Annotated in this window: 17 protein-coding genes; 4 read left to right on the top strand and 13 right to left on the bottom strand. The window is 37.8% G+C overall.

What is annotated here, in order from left to right; genetic code table 11:
- Nucleotides 1–43: 43 nt before the first annotated feature.
- Nucleotides 44–430 (top strand): hypothetical protein, encoded by a 387-nt coding sequence (locus tag QRD39_RS02985; RefSeq protein WP_285955613.1) that lies wholly within the window; start codon nucleotides 44–46, stop codon nucleotides 428–430.
- 176 nt (nucleotides 431–606) lie between these two features.
- Here QRD39_RS02985 and QRD39_RS02980 read toward each other — a convergent pair whose 3' ends face one another.
- From QRD39_RS02980 to QRD39_RS02970, 3 genes are all read right to left on the bottom strand, one after another.
- Nucleotides 607–2532: a DUF2207 domain-containing protein gene (locus QRD39_RS02980; protein ID WP_285955612.1), complete on the bottom strand. Its 1926-nt coding sequence runs from the start codon at nucleotides 2530–2532 to the stop codon at nucleotides 607–609.
- A 97-nt stretch (nucleotides 2533–2629) separates the two neighbouring features.
- Complete coding sequence (locus QRD39_RS02975; RefSeq protein WP_285955611.1) at nucleotides 2630–3898, bottom strand: dihydroorotase; 1269 nt, start codon at nucleotides 3896–3898, stop codon at nucleotides 2630–2632.
- Nucleotides 3899–3917: 19 nt separating this feature from the next.
- Nucleotides 3918–4571, bottom strand: coding sequence for a uracil-DNA glycosylase (locus QRD39_RS02970; protein WP_285955610.1), 654 nt, complete (start codon nucleotides 4569–4571; stop codon nucleotides 3918–3920).
- Between the two features lie 215 nt (nucleotides 4572–4786).
- Between QRD39_RS02970 and QRD39_RS02965 the strand changes: the two genes are divergently transcribed.
- The gene (locus QRD39_RS02965) at nucleotides 4787–5983 is read left to right on the top strand and encodes a cation diffusion facilitator family transporter (protein ID WP_285955609.1); all 1197 of its coding nucleotides are present in this window, start codon (nucleotides 4787–4789) and stop codon (nucleotides 5981–5983) included.
- Nucleotides 5984–6222: 239 nt separating this feature from the next.
- Nucleotides 6223–7569 carry a DUF1958 domain-containing protein gene (locus QRD39_RS02960; protein ID WP_285955608.1) on the top strand — a complete coding sequence of 449 codons (1347 nt, stop codon included), beginning with the start codon at nucleotides 6223–6225 and terminating at the stop codon, nucleotides 7567–7569.
- Nucleotides 7570–7595: 26 nt separating this feature from the next.
- On the opposite strand, the gene QRD39_RS02955 is transcribed toward QRD39_RS02960, so the two are convergent.
- From QRD39_RS02955 to QRD39_RS02935, 5 genes are all read right to left on the bottom strand, one after another.
- Nucleotides 7596–8447, bottom strand: a complete 852-nt coding sequence (locus QRD39_RS02955; RefSeq protein ID WP_285955607.1) for a patatin-like phospholipase family protein — start codon at nucleotides 8445–8447, stop codon at nucleotides 7596–7598.
- Entirely contained in the window at nucleotides 8444–9064 is a 621-nt protein-coding gene (locus tag QRD39_RS02950; protein WP_285955606.1) for an SGNH/GDSL hydrolase family protein, read from the bottom strand. The genes QRD39_RS02955 and QRD39_RS02950 overlap by 4 nt, the downstream gene beginning before the upstream one ends.
- 319 nt (nucleotides 9065–9383) lie before the next feature.
- On the bottom strand, nucleotides 9384–10520 hold the full coding sequence (locus QRD39_RS02945) for an AI-2E family transporter (RefSeq protein WP_285955605.1): 1137 nt from the start codon (nucleotides 10518–10520) through the stop codon (nucleotides 9384–9386).
- Between the two features lie 78 nt (nucleotides 10521–10598).
- Nucleotides 10599–11195, bottom strand: a complete 597-nt coding sequence (locus QRD39_RS02940) for a histidine phosphatase family protein (protein WP_285955604.1) — start codon at nucleotides 11193–11195, stop codon at nucleotides 10599–10601.
- On the bottom strand, nucleotides 11192–11800 hold the full coding sequence (locus QRD39_RS02935) for a histidine phosphatase family protein (protein WP_285955603.1): 609 nt from the start codon (nucleotides 11798–11800) through the stop codon (nucleotides 11192–11194). The genes QRD39_RS02940 and QRD39_RS02935 overlap by 4 nt, the downstream gene beginning before the upstream one ends.
- Nucleotides 11801–12073: 273 nt before the next feature.
- Between QRD39_RS02935 and QRD39_RS02930 the strand changes: the two genes are divergently transcribed.
- A complete protein-coding gene (locus tag QRD39_RS02930) occupies nucleotides 12074–13093 on the top strand; it encodes a phosphodiester glycosidase family protein (protein WP_285955602.1) in 1020 nt (339 codons plus the stop codon).
- A 35-nt stretch (nucleotides 13094–13128) separates the two neighbouring features.
- Here QRD39_RS02930 and QRD39_RS02925 read toward each other — a convergent pair whose 3' ends face one another.
- The 5 genes from QRD39_RS02925 to QRD39_RS02905 are packed head-to-tail and all read right to left on the bottom strand — an operon-like array spanning nucleotide 13129 to nucleotide 18868.
- Nucleotides 13129–14181 carry a glycosyltransferase gene (locus tag QRD39_RS02925; protein ID WP_285955601.1) on the bottom strand — a complete coding sequence of 351 codons (1053 nt, stop codon included), beginning with the start codon at nucleotides 14179–14181 and terminating at the stop codon, nucleotides 13129–13131.
- 10 nt (nucleotides 14182–14191) lie between these two features.
- Nucleotides 14192–15184: a stealth family protein gene (locus QRD39_RS02920; protein ID WP_285955600.1), complete on the bottom strand. Its 993-nt coding sequence runs from the start codon at nucleotides 15182–15184 to the stop codon at nucleotides 14192–14194.
- Entirely contained in the window at nucleotides 15181–16281 is a 1101-nt protein-coding gene (gene glf / locus QRD39_RS02915) for a UDP-galactopyranose mutase (protein WP_285955599.1), read from the bottom strand. The genes QRD39_RS02920 and glf overlap by 4 nt, the downstream gene beginning before the upstream one ends.
- Nucleotides 16282–16291: 10 nt before the next feature.
- Nucleotides 16292–17707 (bottom strand): flippase, encoded by a 1416-nt coding sequence (locus QRD39_RS02910; RefSeq protein WP_285955598.1) that lies wholly within the window; start codon nucleotides 17705–17707, stop codon nucleotides 16292–16294.
- Nucleotides 17708–18868: a polymerase for repeating unit of receptor polysaccharide gene (locus QRD39_RS02905; protein WP_021151916.1), complete on the bottom strand. Its 1161-nt coding sequence runs from the start codon at nucleotides 18866–18868 to the stop codon at nucleotides 17708–17710.
- Between the last annotated feature and the right edge of the window lie 20 nt (nucleotides 18869–18888).

Here is an 18888-nt window from a genome sequence, read left to right as displayed (position 1 = left end):
AACGAGTAATTCCATCATTAGTAGCCCAGAAACTCAAGAAAAATTGAATCAGCTGACTAATCCTATCTTAGCTAGTTTTCTTTCTAATCGTATTGTAGGGACGAGGTCAGCTCATATTGATATCACGATCAATATTAGTCCAAAATTTGGAGAAGTTCCTTTATCAGACTTAGATTTGTACCAACTTCTTCAGGCCTCAGACAAAGCTGTTCTCAAACAACTCCGTCCTGATACCAAGATACATAGTAGCTATCTACAAATGGACCATTCCCAACTTTTTGTTGTTGAACTACCAGTCCTAACTGATTCCGTTAGCAAGGATAAGGAGCTTAATGATTTGGTTAAAACGCTGCCAAACGTCGATTACCGAGTCGGTTTCCATGAAGGCTACCTTATTCAAATTATTGAAGTCTTTGAGCCTGGATATTAAAATTTCATCAAAAAAGAGCTTTTAGGCTCTTTTTTAGTTTTATAAACTTAACACACTAAATGTCTAATCTATTCAGAAAAATTTTCAGAGAAGAAAGCCATCTGAATTGACACTAAAAGACACCCAAAGTACTCTGAGTGTCTCTATCAGGTGATAGTATTCAATTGGTTAAAGAATTAGAAGGCACCTCCACCTCCTCCGCCTCCTCCACCAGAGAAGCCACCACCACTAAAGCCTCCACTACCACTACTTGAGTTAATAGAGAAGTTACTTACGGTATCTGAAGCAGAAACATAGTTTTGCAATGCAGTTGAATTATAGAGCATGGCAAAAGATACAGGTGAATAAGTGAAGGCATCTAAAGATGGATTGCTAAGGTGAATGTTGTAACGTTTCAGGACGTCACTAACTTTCTTAGCCTGTCCATAAAGTGTCGCATAAACTAGAATACGATTCCATAAAACAATGGATTGTAATTCTGCTTGATTAAACTGCTCGATACTCTTAATCATGTTGTTAAAACTATGCCATTGATAATAAATATCCGAGTTTTCTGGAACAAGGCACCCGTTTGCCCGCCCATTAATTTGAAGACGATAAATAAGATGCATGGTAATAACTGGGAAGAAAATGAGTAAATATAAAAAGGATAAATTAGAGGAGAAACCAATTGAGAGAAGGAAGAAACCAATAGCAATGAGTACATAAAGAGATATAAACATTATGTTTGCTACTGAAGATAAATGCGTTTCTGAAGGAGTCAGCTGCCTATACAGGCTTGGTAATCCGAGTTGCTTTTCTTGATTTTCGACACCTTGGGTAACCCTTGTAGCATCTTCTAAAAACAGACTTCTAATATTTCTACCTATAGAACGAAGCTTATCTCTTTCTGTCCTATTTTTAGCTTTTTTATACTGACCTTCAATTTCATCTTCGTTGATATAGTATCGTGAGAACATATCTTTCTCTTTGACTTGACTTTGACCATCAAAAAGCATGTCAATAAAAGCTACTTCAAAATCGGCTAAACCATCACTTTTAATAAATTCAAGAATTGGCTCTCCCCTTGATTGATTAAAGGATAAATTTCCTCTATCTATAAGATCCAGTATCGTTGCTTGAACCATATGGTTAAAGGATAGTGGATAAGTCACACTATTCAGACCACTAATGTCAAATCGTTGGTTGTAGACGTTCTGAGCAAGAACTAGAGGAGCTAGATTTTGAGGGATGTCATAAAGTCTACTATCCTTTGGAAAACGTGGTGGCCTAGTGCTCCTCAAGACTGAACTATAAAACACGATTGCCAAAACAAATAGGACGAGGAGAAGTCCTGGTAAAAGACCATAGAAAATGATGTGGTAAATCTTTCTATTTCTCACAATATCATTTTCCTGTTTTAGGAATTTATCTTTAGCTGAACTATTGATGATATTAGTGGAATTTTTAGATTTTAGACTTGGTGTCATAGGCCAATAAGCATGAAGTTCAAGTTTCCCCTTTGCAGGAAAATGATCAAACTGAATATTATAGCCTTCATCCGTCCTTTGAACCTGAGGATTTTTTTGGAAAAATCCTGCATGAGCATAAAGCTCACCCTTATTGGAATCTAAACCATCAACAGTAAAATCAACATGACCAATCGACTTATCCCAATCGGAAATCGGAAACCAATTGAGGACAGCAATATCTGAATAAAGATTTAAAATACGATTAATTTGCCAAGTAACCTTAAGAACAACTTTATCACCACTATGCCCCTGGTTGTAAACTTTCAGCTTAGTTCCATCTGATAACTCTGATGCTTCAACCCTAACATAGGGTTTGGTTTGGCCATTTACTGTCGCTGTTACTGTTGGATTACCACTAATGTAAAAACCATCTGGAACTGGCTTTGCACTACCTAATGTGACATATTGCCCATGGTAATCACTCTCAAAATCATAAGTAATTTCCTGCGTAAATGTAGCACTACTATTATCCGAAATACTTAGATGCCCTTTGTATGAGGGGATACGGTAACTAACGTCATCAGCTTTAACAGAAATTACGGGGACTATAAAAGCTATTAAACAACCAAGCCAAATCAAAAATTTTTTCATATTCTCTCCTTACTGCTAGCCCTAAAACCAAAAGAAATGGCAATAGACAAAACCATAACAATTTCATTCGGTTTCTCAAATAAGAAGGGGCGTAAACTTAGGCTTGATAAACAATCTCACCGTCACAGATAGTGTATTTGACACTTCCTGTAAGCTCTTCACCGACAAATGGTGAATTGGACGCTTTAGACTTAAAGTCTGCTGTGACCTGACGCTTTTCCTTATCTGCAAAGATCACAAGGTCAGCTGGTCCATTTTCAGCCAAATAACCGGCATCGAAGCCATAAAGCTCAGATGGATTGCTGGTCATCACTTTCAATAGCTCAATTAAACTCAAATGGCCTGCATCGACCAAGTATGTCAATCCAAGAGATAGAGACGTTTCAAGTCCTGTCATTCCTGATGGGGCTTTAGTCACATCAGCCACATTCTTTTCGTCAGCATGGTGTGGCGCGTGGTCTGTGGCAATAACAGTTATCACTCCAGATTTCAATCCCTCAATAACGGCTTGACGGTCAGATTCCAAACGAAGTGGTGGATTCATCTTGGCATTAGCACCTTTTGAAAGCAAGAGTTCTTCAGTTTTTGAGAAGTGCTGTGGTGCTACTTCCGCTGTGACTTGTGCTCCAAGTTTTTGAGCAAATTCAACCACTTTGACAGATTCAGCTTTTGATAAGTGTTGAATATGAACATGGGCTTGGGTATCATAAGCAATCATGACATCACGCGCAATCATACTGTACTCAGCTACGCCAGTTGCCCCACAAATATGAAATTCTTTTTTAGCAATATTTTCATTGAAACCGAGAATACCATTAAGATCAGGATCCTCCTCGTGAAGACTGATAAAGGTATTATTCTCTTTAGCCAACTCCATGGCCTTCTTGACAATTCCAGCATTGGTCAATGGAATGCCGTCATCTGAGAAACCAGCAGCACCTGCTTCAAGCAAGCCCTTGAAATCAGTGATGTTTTCACCATCAAAGTTCTTTGTAATAGTTGCTACAGACTTCACATGGATATTTTCCTTAGCTGCTGAAGTCAAGACTTCCTCCAAGGTTTCCTTGTCTGAAATCGTTGGATTGGTGTTAGCCATCATTACAACAGTCGTAAAGCCACCCGCCGCCGCTGCTAAGGCACCAGTATGAATGTCTTCCTTGTGGGTTTGGCCTGGTTCACGGAAATGAACATGGATATCCACCAATCCAGGAGCAACCACAAGACCAGTCGCATCAATGACTTGAGCATCACCTGCGTCAATATTTTCAGCGATTTTAACGACTTTTTTACCATCAATAAGAACGTCAGATTGTGTGTCTAAACCTGATTTAGGGTCGACAACACGACCATTTTTAATAAGTAACATAATCTTCCAACTTTCTATTTTACTTCAACCAATCAATTGGGGATTGGCCTTGAGAGACAAGGTAGGCATTGGCTTTTGAAAAAGGCTTACTACCAAAGAAACCACGATAGGCCGACAAGGGACTCGGGTGGGCACTTTCAATAATGGCATGCTTAGGATTAGTCACTAGAGACTTCTTCTTACGAGCATAGCCGCCCCAAAGTATAAAGACAACGGGGCTATCTTTTTGATTGAGGACCTTGATAACAGCATCTGTGAAAGGTTCCCAAATCTGACCGGCATGCCCATTGGCTTGACCTGCTGGAACAGTCAGACAAGCATTAAGCAATAGCACTCCCTGCTTGGCCCATGTCGTTAAATCATGATGCGTTCTAGGCCCAAGATCCTCTCCCAATTCTTTGAGAATATTAACCAAAGAAGGGGGGGCTGGAATCGTCTCAGGCACTGAAAATGACAAGCCTTGAGCCTGATTAGGACCATGATAAGGATCCTGTCCTAGGATAACCACCCGAACCTCTTCGAAAGGAGTCTCTAACAAAGCATTAAAAACCTTGTCACGTGGGGGATAGACGATTCCCTGGCTATAAACCTGGTCCATAAACTGATTTATCTTTGAAAAATAATGGTCCGGCAAAGCTTCTTTCAAAAGCCTATGCCATGTCGAATGTTCCATAAAAACCTCTTTTTTAGACTGTTTTATCCCCTAAATTATACCATAAATGTGTAGGGAATATTCGGAAAATACTGAAAAAGGCTGACTCTTTGCATTCTCCTTCTGACTCTCATTTTAAAATCGAACAAGCATTACGATAAAAACCAATACAACCTTTAATAAGCTATCATTTTATGCTATAATAAACACTTGTATTTAAACAAAAGGGTAATTCTATGACGACGTATGAAAACTTACGGGCAGCGAGGCGAGGTCCCATCGTTAGTATCGTAGCCTACATGCTTCTAACAATAGCGAAACTTCTCGCTGGACACTTTTTAAACTCTAGCTCTTTGATAGCTGATGGTTTCAACAACTTGTCAGATATCTTGGGAAATGTAGCTCTCCTCATTGGACTACACCTGGCTAGTCAACCAGCCGATTCAGACCACAGGTTTGGCCATTGGAAGATTGAAGACTTATCAAGCTTAATCACCTCCTTCATCATGTTTGTAGTGGGCTTCCAAGTCCTTATCCAAACAGTCCGAAAGATTTTTCTAAGAATTGAAACTGTAGTTGATCCTCTTGGTGCTACTGTTGGAGTCCTCTCTGCCATCGTCATGTGTAGCGTCTACTTTTACAATAAGAGTCTTGCCAAAAAACTGAAGTCCAGCGCCCTCATTGCGGCTGCTAAAGACAATCTCTCTGATGCTGTGACCTCTATCGGAACCTCAATTGCCATCGTCGCAGCATCTTTCAACCTTACCATCATTGACTATATTACTGCCATTATCATCACTTTTTTCATCCTAAAGACAGCCTATGATATCTTCATGGAAGCAACCTTTAGTTTATCAGATGGTTTCGATAAGAAAAATCTCAAGGCCTATGAAAAAGCCATTCTGGAGATTCCTAAAGTTACCAAAGTTAAAAAGCAACGTGGCCGTTCCTATGGGAGTAATATCTACCTTGACATTGTTGTTGAAATGAACCCCGACCTCTCTGTTTACGAGAGTCATGCCATCACTGAACAAATCGAAAAAGTCCTCAGCAAGCGTTTCTCTGTCTACGACACTGATGTCCATGTCGAACCAGCTGCAATTCCTGAGGATGAGATTTATGGCAATGTCCTCCATAAACTTTCTCGAAATGAAAAGATATTTCTATCAAAAATCCCTGACTATGAAAATCTTTTAGCCCCTGATTTCTACTTGATTGATGAAAATGGACATCATCACAACCGCCAAGAAGTCATTGCTAACCAACAACCGCTCCTTAACAATTATAAAGACTTTAAGATGACATCTGTAAGTCAAAAAACCAAATTAATCAGTTACGAATTGGAGGGAAATTTCCATACCAGTATCTGGCGTCGAAATGAGACATGGTTTATGATTTACCATCAAGTAACAACCATAAAAAATGACAAGTAACGAGCAAATAGCTCGTTTTTTCTTGTCACCAGCACTATTGCCTACAACATTCAATAGATTCTAAAAATTGCATTAAATTCTCCAAGGATGCTAAAAGACTAGGTTTTATATGGTATAATGGGAATAATAGTCACTATCAAATAAGAAAATTTCAGTTTGAGTGACATGCTTTTACTATTATTGAATGTGAGGAGGTTCTTGCTAAGTCAGAGCCTCATAGATAATAAAGGAGACACATTATGAAAAAGAAAATTGTTGCCATCCTTTTAACAGCTTGTCTGGCTCTAGCACCAAGTTTGTCTAGTGCTGACGAGTTAATGGATATCACACATGCCGCTGGCTATACTGAAGCTACGGAGGCCTATCGTCCTAAGTCCACTCTCCTAATTGATGGAAATACTGGTGACGTCCTCTGGGAAGAAAACGCTGATGAAGTCCGTGACCCTGCCTCTATGTCCAAGGCTATGACGCTTTATCTGGTCTTTGAAGCCATGTCTAAAGGTGAGATTTCAGAAGATACTGTCATCACAGCTACTCCTACCGATCAAGCTATAGCTGAGATCTATGAAATTTCCAATAATAAGATTGTCGCTGGTGTCCAATATACCGTTTCAGAACTCATTACCATGACTGCTGTGCCGTCTTCAAACGTTACAACCGTAATGTTAGCCAATTATCTGACCAAAAATGATCCAGATAAATGGATTGACAAGATGAATGAGAAGTCTAAAGAGCTGGGAATGACCCATACCAAATGGTACAATGCTTCTGGTGCTGTTGCCGTAGCCTTTAAAGGCTACTACAGCCCCCAACGCTATGATATCAACCAAACCAACCAGACAACTGCACGTGATCTGGCCATCATGACCTATAACTTTATCAAGAAGTATCCAAAAATTCTCAATTACACCAACAAGCCAGTTGTAACGGTTAAAAAAGGAACACCTTATGAGGAAACCTTCGAAACCTACAACTACTCTATCCCTGGTGCTAAATACGGTATTGAGGGAGTTGATGGTTTGAAGACAGGTTCTAGTCCAGAAGGTGCCTTCAACTATATCAATACTATTAAACGTGGCGATCAGCGTATGATTGCTGTCATCATGGGTTCTGGTGACTGGTCTGACCAAACAGGGGAAGAAATTCGCCATACATTTGGGAATGCTCTTGTTGAGAAAATGTACAAAGACTTCTCTTACAAGAAAGTTTTAAGTAAAGGCGAGCAAAAAATTGACGGTAAAAAATATGATGTCGCAAAAGATGTCTATGCCACTGTTAAAAAAGGCCAAGAACCTAAAATCTCTGTCAAAGATGACCAAATTGTGGTTGATAATGGCCTAAAAACAGTCTCACCTAAAATCAAAGCTACTTCGGTTAAGGCTACTAAAGTTAAAGGCTGGTTCGATTTTGGAAGTAACCAAAAGGGTAATGCAACCACTAATACTAAAGGAAGTAATAGACTACCTGTTTATTTCTGGCTCTTATGCCTTGTCCCAGTTGGACTTCTATACTTGATTTATCTTAACGAAAAAGACCATCGACAAAAAGTCAAAGAACGCAAACAAGCTCGACAATCTAACAAGTAAAAAAAACGTGCGCAATGGCACGTTTTTTACTTGTCTTGAAGAAAGGTTTTGAGATCATTAATATTGGTTCGCATTTGTTTCAGTCCTTCTTGATAGATGGCTTCAAACTTTTCTGGATCTTTTTCTAAACGCCCGACTTTAAGTGCATGTTCTGGACGAATGGCATACAGTTTTCCAGATTTTTCCAAAGCCTCAATTTTCTCAATGCTCTTATTGTAGTGAAGATGGCGGTTTGAAGCCACTTTCACAAATTCCGGGTATTTTCGATAAAAAATCTTGTAGAGTCTCTTGCTGGTTTTTGAAGGCTGTTTACGATAGCCCTTAGGACGAGTAAGTATGACAATAAGCTTATCAAAGCCTAAGTTTTCCATAAAACCAACAGGAAGACTGTCAGAAAGGCCACCATCCATATAACGCTTACCCTTGTAGTCTACAATCTCAGAAACCAAGGGGAGGGCGGAACTGGCACGAAGGGCTTCCATCTGTTCAAAGACATGGTCAATCTTGATATAGTCTGGCTTCCCTGTCTCAATATCTGTAGTAACCACATAGAAAGGAACCCCTGACTCAGCAAAAGCCTCCTGATCAAAAACATCTAGTTCCATTGGCACCTTGTAGTAGGAAAATTCCTTATTAACAAAGTTACCAGTTGTTAACCAGGACCAGAAACTCATGTAACGCCGGTCTCCCATAAAACGCTTGTTATAGCGCAATGCCCTCTTAGGTTGATTGGACAAGTAATTGACACCAAAAAGCGCCCCTGCAGACACTGAAACTACCCCATCAACCTTGATACCAGCCTCTAAAAAGGCATCTAAAACACCAGCTGTATACAGGCCACGCATGCCTCCACCTTCCAGGACTAAACCTACCCTCATTCTAAAATCTCCCTTATGATTGGTTCTGCTATGGCTTGATAGCCTAATGGGGTTAAATGAAGACCATCAGTTGTATATTTCTCATCTAACTGACTTTGATCATCCACTAGATAGTCAAAAAGGTCCACATAGGTCACACCAGGAAGAACAGCAAGTTCTTGATTGAGCTCAGAAACCGTCGTATTATTCCTTACTTTTACCTTTGAGCGATGTTCTAACCTTTCACTGACTGGAAAGACACTCAGCAAATAAATCTCTGTTGAAAGTGATTCTTGACGAACTGCCATAACCATATCCGAAATACGATTGACGATATCTCGAATAGGATAGCCTCGTCCAATGTCGTTAATACCAATCAAGATGATTAATTTATCAGGCTCTAAATCTAAAACCTGCTCTCTAAGATGCTCTAAGAGCCAAACGGAATCTGTTCCTGCAATTCCACGATTAATCAAAGGGAGGTCTCTTCCTAAATATTTTTTCAAGGAAAAAAATTCTGTAATCGAGTCTCCAGCAAACACAATTTGACCCTTGCCAAGTTTTTGATTGTCACTCACAAATTTAGCTAACCGTTCTTCTTGATAAGTCGAAAGCTCAGGTCTTGTTGATTCTATCATATCTCACACCTTATCCTTAACACATTTATAAATTCTTAATTTCTGCACGTAAGCAATACTTCCACTATTTCTTCGGAAAGATAGGAAAATCTTGATAGTTTTATTCTAGCATTTTTTTGAAAATTGTGTGAATCAGATAAGAAAATCCATTATGTATAAATAGTATCTAAATACTAAAAATTCTATTAATAAGATCAAAAACCACTTATATCAATGTAGTATCATAATACTCTATGATATAGACAATCCAACACAACTATCCTTGTTGCTGACGATGTTTAGTCAAGCGTATCAAAAAACAGACCGTAGTCTGTTTCACTTAATATTTAGTTTCAAGCGACTTAGCTGTCTTGTCCTGTTCACGTTTAACCACATTGTCCTTAACAATCTGATAAAGGGTCGCAGCTACTGGCACAGAAACCAGCATACCTAGGATGCCACCTAAGGCTGATCCGATGGTGATGGCGAAGATAACCCATATACCAGGCAGACCAGTAGAACCACCAACAACATACGGATAGATGAGATTTCCCTCGAACTGTTGCAATATAACCACATAAGCAATAAACAAAAGTGCCAAAGTCACTGAATGAGTCATAATCAAAATGGTACCAATCGTCACACCAATGTAGGCTCCCACAACTGGAATCATAGCTGAGAATCCAATCAAGATAGAGATGGTCGCAGCATATGGAAAATCAAAGATACGCATCCCAATATAACATAAAGTCCCCAAAATACATGCCTCAAGAGACTGATAAACAAAGAAATTACGGAAACGATTATTGAGAATCCCAACGACATAATGGAACGTCTTACCAAAACGACCTAAATAAACCTCTACCAAGCGATTGACCTGATTACCAAGTTTTTCTTTGCTAGCCAAGACATAGCAAGAAAAGACGATACTGATAAAGAGGTTAATCAAGGTTGACGGTAAACTCGTTAATGACGTCAAGAAGCTTGTCAAACCATTCATAATCTGTTGAAGTAATTGAGCACTGTAAGTATTAATCAGCTCTCTAACCTGAGTCACACCACCAAAATCTTGAATAACTTTTTGCAAAGACTTATTTTTAAGTAACCAATTAATCAGGTTATTAATAGCCGATCTATCTTGACTAATCAGTGTATTGATACTATCAATCAAATCTGGAAGAACGGTAAAGACTACCCAGGTAAAGACTAAACCAATGGTCGCAAAGGCTAAAATCAAAGAAATGGGGCGTTTGATTTTATGGGTAAAAGCAAAAGGAACAAGCTTGACTAGCCATTTTTCATAAAAAGACATCAAGATATTGACCACAAAAGCTATTCCTGCTCCTACCAAGAAGGGCTGGCTGGCAACAAAAATGGTGTTACAAATTGAAACAACTGTTTCCCAGTAAGTGTATATCAAAAAACAACTGAAAAAAAGGACAGCCAACCAAATAAATTGATTTTTTGTAAACTTCATAGATACTCCAAAATTTAAGATACCCTTTCATTATACACTAAGAAAGGGCATCTTACTATCTTTGACATGAGAAAGCTTCTAGAAATCCGAAAACTCTCGATCAGCTATTGGATCGATGAGTTTGATAAAGTGAAAATCAGTCCCATCATAATCGAAAACTAAGATGGCACAATTACCTGGGCAAGACTGAAACTCACGCTCTGGCTCCACAGCATGTAAAAAAGTCATCAAAGCCCCAGCATGACTAACAGCCAAGATGGATTGATCGGGATGTTTATTGACTATTTCCCTAGCACTTTTCACTACACGAGCAACAAATTGGTCCTGACTTTCCCCACCAAACTGAGCATAATGGTCACCAAAATGCCCTACAATAGTTGTCTTGGGGTGAAGATATTCAGGTTGACCCTCAAAAATACCAAAATTCATTTCCTTAAGGCCCTTTACCCTATGGTAGTCAGTTTGTCCTGTCGCCAACTCTAAAGTATCAGAAGCCCTCTCCGTTGTCGTGCAATAATATTGGTCAAAGGTCAGATAATGTTTTTGAAAATAAGCCCTAACCTGACGAGCTTGGTCTCTCCCCTTTTCGGTCAAAGGGGAATCGCACCAACCTTGGATACGATTAAGTGTGTTAAAAAGTGTTTGCCCATGTCGCATCAAATAAAACCGTGTCATTCTTCGCCTCCGAAAATATACTCTTCCTCTACCGGATTATAAATCGAAACCAATGCAAATTGACCTTGATCATAACTAAAATGTAAGATACAACAATTTTTTAGACCATGTAATTCTGGAGTCGGATTTAAAACACGTCTACAAAACTGTAAAATAGATGGACCATGACTAACCAGTAAGGACTTAGAACCTTCAGCCACACTCTCCATGATGGCTCTAACCGTCAACTCCATACGATCCCGAACCTGAGTAGTGCTCTCACCACCAAATTGAAGAAAGTAATCTCCAAACCCCTGACCATCTGGTAAAGGTTTCGGAAGCAGATACTCTGGCTGCCCCTCAAAGGCTCCAAAATCCTGTCCTTTAAGCCCTTTAAGCCTTTCATAGTCTGTTCTTCCAGTTACAATTTCTAGAGTATCACTAGCTCTCTCAGATGTTGAAGAAAAGAGATGGTCTAAAATGGGTTCTTGCTTAGCTAGATACTGACCTGCCTTCTTAGCCTGTTCGATTCCAACTTCTGTCAAAGGAGCATCACAGACCCCTTGAAGCCTATGCTGAACGTTAAAACATGTTTGCCCATGTCTCATCAAATAAAATTCTTTCATATTATCACCTCTAAAGCAGAAATCGGATTCATAAACTGAAGAAGCCCTATGTATCTTTAGGTATACTATTAAACACTAGCATGGCATCTAATAAAAGACACTCCTTCAGAAAATGGTAAAGCCATGGTAGTAATTACATCCATGACTGATTTACCTCTATTATAGACCTTTTAGAAAACGCTTTCCAGTATTATTGCAGAAAAATATTCTTATTTTTTCAAATTTAGAAAGAATTAGATTGTTTTGTTAGCCCGGATTGTTTATAATAATAGTATGAAATTGAAAAATATTTTAAGAATAGTGCTTGTTCTTCTAATCTTAACAGGTGTCGTGGCTGGACTACTCTATGTCACTATTTACTTTAATCAACGTGATATAAAAAAGCTCTCCATGCCGTCTAATAAGGATGGATTGAGTTTCACCATCAAAAATAAGGAACTACTAGATCAATCAATTCTTCTTGAGACTGGTAGTATTAAAAATGTAGACATGCAAATCCTTTCTTTTAAAAAAGACGGAAAATACGTCCTCCAAAAAGGAAGAACCGAAGATAATAATCCTGAACTCACAGAGCAAAGTATTAAGTACGAAGCTAAACGTCGTGAAGCCATTGCTCTGATTAACTCAGGATTTTGGTCTTATGAAGGTCTAGATCGTCCTTTCGCTCAAAAGGAAATCGAACTTGGCAAAACTGGCCTTCTTTATGGCGATGATCAAAACAATATCAGTGCAGGAACCTACCCAAATATAGATACAGCCAAAATGTTCACACATATGGGAAGCAACGGTTGGGATACCGGCGCCTTTGGTATACTCATTAAAGATAAAAAGGTTGACAAGTCATGGGAGAAAGGTGATCCTGACCAACCTAATGCACGCTCTATTTATGTAGAGACCTATGATGGCATTATCCGTATTATTCAAACCTACGGCCACAAGTCCCTCAATAAAGGATTAAATCACGAAGACGTTTATCACCTTTTGAAAGATTTAGGTTACTCAAATATTCGTCTTGCCTTCCTACTCGACGGAGGTGGAACAACTCGTATGTATACGCGATCTGATAATGGTAAAGAAAAGGTTGCTGGTACCTTTGTCGATAATAGAACCTATATTGAATATCTTTATCTTATCAAACGAGATAGTAACGCCACTGATCCATATATCTGGCGTGACCAAGAGCTTGTAAAAGCAGGAAAATCTAAGTCAATTACATATGACGACTATATCAAAGCTATCTACTCAAATGGGAAGGTTCCAGGAACCCAGTACCAGTTTGAGGTTTCTAAATAATGCAAAAACTCCTCAATAAAATGAGGAGTTTTATCTTACTTTAAATTGTTAAGCGCAGTAATTAGGTAGTGACCATCACGAATCTCCTTACCGACACGCTTGGTGTTTTCAACCAAGGTTTGGTAATCGTCATCTGAGAGATTTTCAATGGTAGCCTTCAAATCATGAAGAGACTCTACTGCAATACCGCAACCCTGCTCAAGAACAAAATGAGACAAGGCTGACTGTTTCCAGACTACAATCGGGAAACCTGAGGCTAAGTATAGTGACGCCTTGTGAGAATTGTTGTAACGTAGGTATTCACCAAACACACCACTACAGGTCTCAGCACTTTCTCCATCCCAGACAAGACCAAAACCACCCTTTAGGGCTGCAGGAAGCTCATCAGGTAGGAAAGAACCAAAGTAGGTCTCGTTTTCAAGGGCTCTACTCTCGTCAAAACCTACACCATAAAGGTTATAAGCAGGTTCTTTTGGAAGTGAGTAAAGATAGCCAGCTTTTTCTTGTTCCAAGTTACCAGCCACAATAATTGGCTGATTTTTTGACAATTCGTTCTTTTCTTGGAAATTTGGAATCAAATAGTCAAAAATACCAAGACTGACAATCTTATCTTCCGCCACTCCTTTATCCACCAAAACCGACTTCATAATAGGATTGTGGGCAATAATGCCAGTTACACTATGAAATGTATCACTTTCCGTTAATTTCATCCGCAACTTCATTCTAAAGGGGAGAGTCTTGTCATTTACAAAACGCAAGGTCTCTAAATCATGAATCAGCAGATAGATGTTAACACCTTTATTTTTAAGAGATTTTAGTATACTGTTAATGAACAAAGAATGATGTAACAAGGGAAATTGTATCACAATATCATCATTTTTCTTTAAGCGTTTAAAGGCTCTCAAAAGTGCTCTATATTTGTGAATCTGAGCATTAAGAACATTCATTTTATACCAGTCATCAACTATAACTTTTAAGGGGGCATAACCTAGGTCATTTAAAATCACTTCAACGTCATTACGTGCTTTATTTCCCGCATTTTTAGCATTATTGTCGTGTAAAAATTCTTCTTTTAAATAGTATTTCATCTTTTACTTCTCATTTTTCATACGCTGATTTTTTAGGATAGTATTCATTTAAGATTTGCTTAAAATGAATGAGGTTTTCTTCCTTAAAGTCACTATCATCATTCACATAAAGCAATTTTTTATGTTTATCTTCAAAGATCCTATCAAGTTTATTAACTTGATTTAAACCAATTGTCTCTCCGAAATTCTTTGACATAGGATAAAACTGATTACTTTCAATTTGCCAGTGAGAACAGATGTATTGATTGACATCTACCCCATAATCTCTAATCTTATTTCTGGATGTTCTATCCAAAGTCTCACTTTCAATGTCCCACAAATGTGACAAAGTACTCTTCTTCATCGGTACAGGCAAATGCTGATTCACATAGCCCGTCGGCCCCCATGGTAAGAGTAGCAAGTTCTTCAGAACCAAAGACCCATAGCGATAATTAAAAAACTTCCAAGGAGACGACTTTAAAGCTTTTTTATTTGGAAAATGACGATAAATCAACTCAACATTATTGAGATAAGTATTTGTAAATGGTGACCAAGGAACTATGGCATCATACACCGCTAAAAGCTTAGGTTGACCATTTTTATAAAAATCTGAAGGGTGGCTATCTTTAATCAAGTACATATCATCATTGAAATACAAATAATTCTCCGATAATCCTTCAATGCGATGGAGATTAAGTTCAATAGCAGCAGAATTATAGGTAGGTAGGTACTCTTCAGGCATAAATTCCTTATGAGTAATCCATCTAAGTTTTGGATGCTCCAAGTTCAACCAGTCAGGTTTTTGTCCGTTAGTGATTAAATAAACATTATTTACCCAAGTAGCATGTTTTTCAATCATTCGAAACCAATAATTAAAAATACCATAGTCACGATAACGTTGCTCTCCATCAATTTCTTGGTTCCAATCTGAAACTCGACCGGAAACAGCTTGTTTCTCACGGATAAACTCCGGGTTACTGCCATCTACCCAGAGGACAACGATATCAATTTTTTCTTCTGTCATCTACTAAATTCTTTCTCTACGACTTCTAAGGCACGCTCAATCACCACGTGCATATCGTAGTATTTATAGTCTGCTAGGCGCCCACAGAAGATAACTTTGTCATTTTTAGTTGCTTCTTCTTGGTACTTGGCAAACATAGCATTATTTTTAGCATCATTGATTGGGTAGTAAGGTTCATCTCCCCGTTTCCAATCTGCTGGATATTCACGGGTGATGACCGTCTTCGGTTGGGTTCCATACTCGAAGTGCTTGTGCTCAATGATACGAGTATAAGGAATCTCACGCTCTGTATAGTTAACTACTGCGTTACCTTGATGGTTTTCCTCATCTAGGACTTCGTGTTCAAAATGAAGACTACGATACTCCAGCTCTCCATGTTTATAGTCAAAGTACTGGTCAATCATGCCTGTGAAGACAACCTTTTCAGCTGAACTTTCCAGTTCTTCACGGTTGGCGAAGAAATCAACCCCAAGTTCTACTTCCACATCGCCAAGCATATTTTCAATGATGACATTGTAACCACCGATTGGAATACCTTGGTAACGGTCATTAAAGTAGTTGTTATCAAAGGTCAAGCGGACTGGAAGACGTTTGATGATAAAGGGTGGAAGGTCTGTTGCAGAACGTCCCCACTGCTTTTCTGTATAGCCCTTAATCAACTTTTCGTAGATATCTGGACCAATCAACTTGATAGCTTGTTCTTCAAGATTCTTTGGCTCAACATCTTTCATATCAGCTGTTTGTTCCGCAATCTTGTCCTTCACTTCTTGCGGAGTCTTGGTTCCCCACATGGCATAGAAGGTATTCATGTTGAAAGGAAGATTGTAAAGACTACCCTTGTAGTTAGCTACTGGAGAATTAATATAGTTATTGAATTCAGCGAACTGGTTAACATAGTCCCAGATTTTTTTGTTGGACGTATGGAAAATGTGAGCACCGTATTTATGAACATTGATGCCTTCAATATTTTCACAGTAGATATTTCCACCGATGTGATCACGCTTGTCAATCACTTTTACCTTTTTGCCACGTTTTGTAGCTTCATGTGCGAATATAGCGCCAGATAATCCAGCACCAACAATAAGATAATCGTACATAGTTTACTCCTTAGTTTTTCATTAACTGTTCCTTCAAGTCTCTCACATCAAGGACACGTAAAACAACAATCAAAATTAAATAAATGATGGCTCCAACAAAACCATCTACTGCTACGTTTAGCATAGGTTTAAATTGAACAAAGGTTCTGAAGACAAAAAGTCCAAGATACATCACAACTGATGCAATGATAATTTTAGACATAGCAGGAAGGATAGAAACATCTTTCATAAATTTTCTTGCAAAATTAAGCTGAATCACCCAAACCAAAGCTTCTGTAAGAACGGAAACAATAGAAGCCCCAATAAAACCAAATGGTGGAATCAATAAAAGGTTAAGTACCACACTAACAAATGCTGGAATAGTGGTAGAAAGCATGAATTCACGATGCTTATTATGCGGAATTAAAATCTGAATTCCCATGATATTTGTCCAACCAATGAAGAACATCCTAAAGACCATGATAGCAATGGCAATATTGGCTGCTTGGAAGTCCTTTCCTAGGAAAAAACTAACAAAGTCTTTATTGACAACCAAGAGACCAGCAATAATTGGAAAAATGACTAGATTATAAATCAAGAAAGAAAATTCATGCATCTTGTTAACAGCCTTATAGTCTCCACTAGATAACAGACCAGATACCCTTGGAAGCATTACACTTCCCAATGAAGTCACCAAAGTCAACAAAATATTAATAATTTTCAAAGCCTGATCATAAATCCCCACATCATTAGTAGATGACAAGGCCCCCAACATAGTGCGGTCCAAAGTCACATAAAGTGAAATAGCAATCTGAGGTAAGAACAGTAAAATAACTGGCTTAAGATGCTTCTTAGCAAACGACAAATCAAATTGAGGCTCACCAATATATGGTCTTGCCGGGAACCACATGCTTAATTGACCTAGTAATTCAAAAAAGGTTAGTAGAAACACATAGAGGTATAAATCACCGGAAGTTTTTACAAATAAGAAAATGGAAATAACTCCTAAGAGTTTAACCGTTGTGTTTCTTGCCGTAATACGACGAAAATCCTCCAAACCTTGGAACAACCAAGAAATATCCATTCCTTTAGATACTAAACTAAGCCCAAGGATATAAGCCACCATATTTTGCATTGCTGGCAAAAATAAACACAAGAGCGTATACAAAAGAAGAGACAAAAAGGTGGCAATCAATTGGAGGGTATAGATACCCCAGAAATTTTTTCGAATGTCCTTACGATTACTAGAAATTTCCTTGGTCCCGTAGTTAGCAACTCCTAAGGTCGCTAAGAGAATAAAGTAGGTCACAATAGAGTTAAAGTAACCATAGGTACCTAAATCTTTCGAACTAAAAATCCTAGTTACATAAGGTGTCGTAATAATTGGTAACACAATGACCAATAATTGATAAGAGAGATTATAGGCGTAATTCTTTAAAACTTTCATTTATAGTATCTCTATTTTATTTTCCTCGTCATTTATTTCTTTTATCGAAATTAAACTTGCGAATAATGTAAACATGAAGATGTTGTATCCTGGTCTAATCCAAAACGCTTCTATCATACAATTAATAGTTATTAAAGAAAGTAATGATAGAAATAACATTTTACCTTCTTTGTAAAATCTCCTGGATGATAAAACATAAACTAATACAAGTAAGACTACAGGAACAATTCCATAGTAGAATAACATTTGAATATAAGAGGAATCAACATAATTATAACTGAGTACTGACTCTGTAGTACCACCATAACCAATAAATTTTACATTATTAGTTCCAAAAAGGTGTAACTTGTATGTATCAAGGGCATTTTTACCCAAAAAAAGTCTCATACTGAAGAAATCGTTCAACTTAACAAAAAATGGGGAAGAAAAAGAAAAATGAGAAGACAAATAAAACATCAATGATGAAAAAATTGCCGCAGAATAGGGTAGTATGTAATAAACTTTAAATTTCTTTTCTTTAGTATAGTACATTACTAAAAAAATAATTACAGCTATCAAAATAGACATAGAATTCAATCTAGCATCACAAAATTTGATAATAAAGGCTGATAAAGCTACTCCAACTGCCACCCTAAGCCAAATATACTTTTCTCTAAGTAAATATCCCCAAGCAATAAACAAATAAAAACAGTGTGAGGCAAAATCTGTAGGATAAATGAAGCCAAATGAATTTCTTATAACTAAACCAGAAGATCTAACTTGGGCAAATTGTAAATTTGGTAGAAGACCAATTATTGAAAGTAAGAATATACCTATGACAATTGAACCAGCAATAAACACGTAAGTTTTTAAAATAACATCTACATCAACATCATAAAGTAGTAAAATCAATAATGAGTAAAGAAGAAAATTGGTAGCACCAGTTTGTAAAAAGACACATAAACTTGTTACGATTAAAAGAATTCCTGAAACAATAAATGATATACTAAAATTTTTAATAAATAAAAATCTTAGTGACAACACCAATGCAACACCAATCAAGAGAATAGTTGGTAATTGAGGGAGAGTTTTATTTAGAACCGAAGTCATAATAACATCGTACCCTACAATTACCGATAAGACCAAAATAACCAAAAGGTTCTCAAACTTAATTTTTAACATAATACCCTTTTACCGTTTAT

It is taken from the genome of Streptococcus raffinosi, assembly GCF_030284685.1.
GTDB classification, from domain to species: Bacteria; Bacillota; Bacilli; order Lactobacillales; family Streptococcaceae; genus Streptococcus; species Streptococcus raffinosi.
Note: the sequence above shows the minus strand (reverse complement) of the source record. Positions and strands in the feature narration are given on the sequence as shown.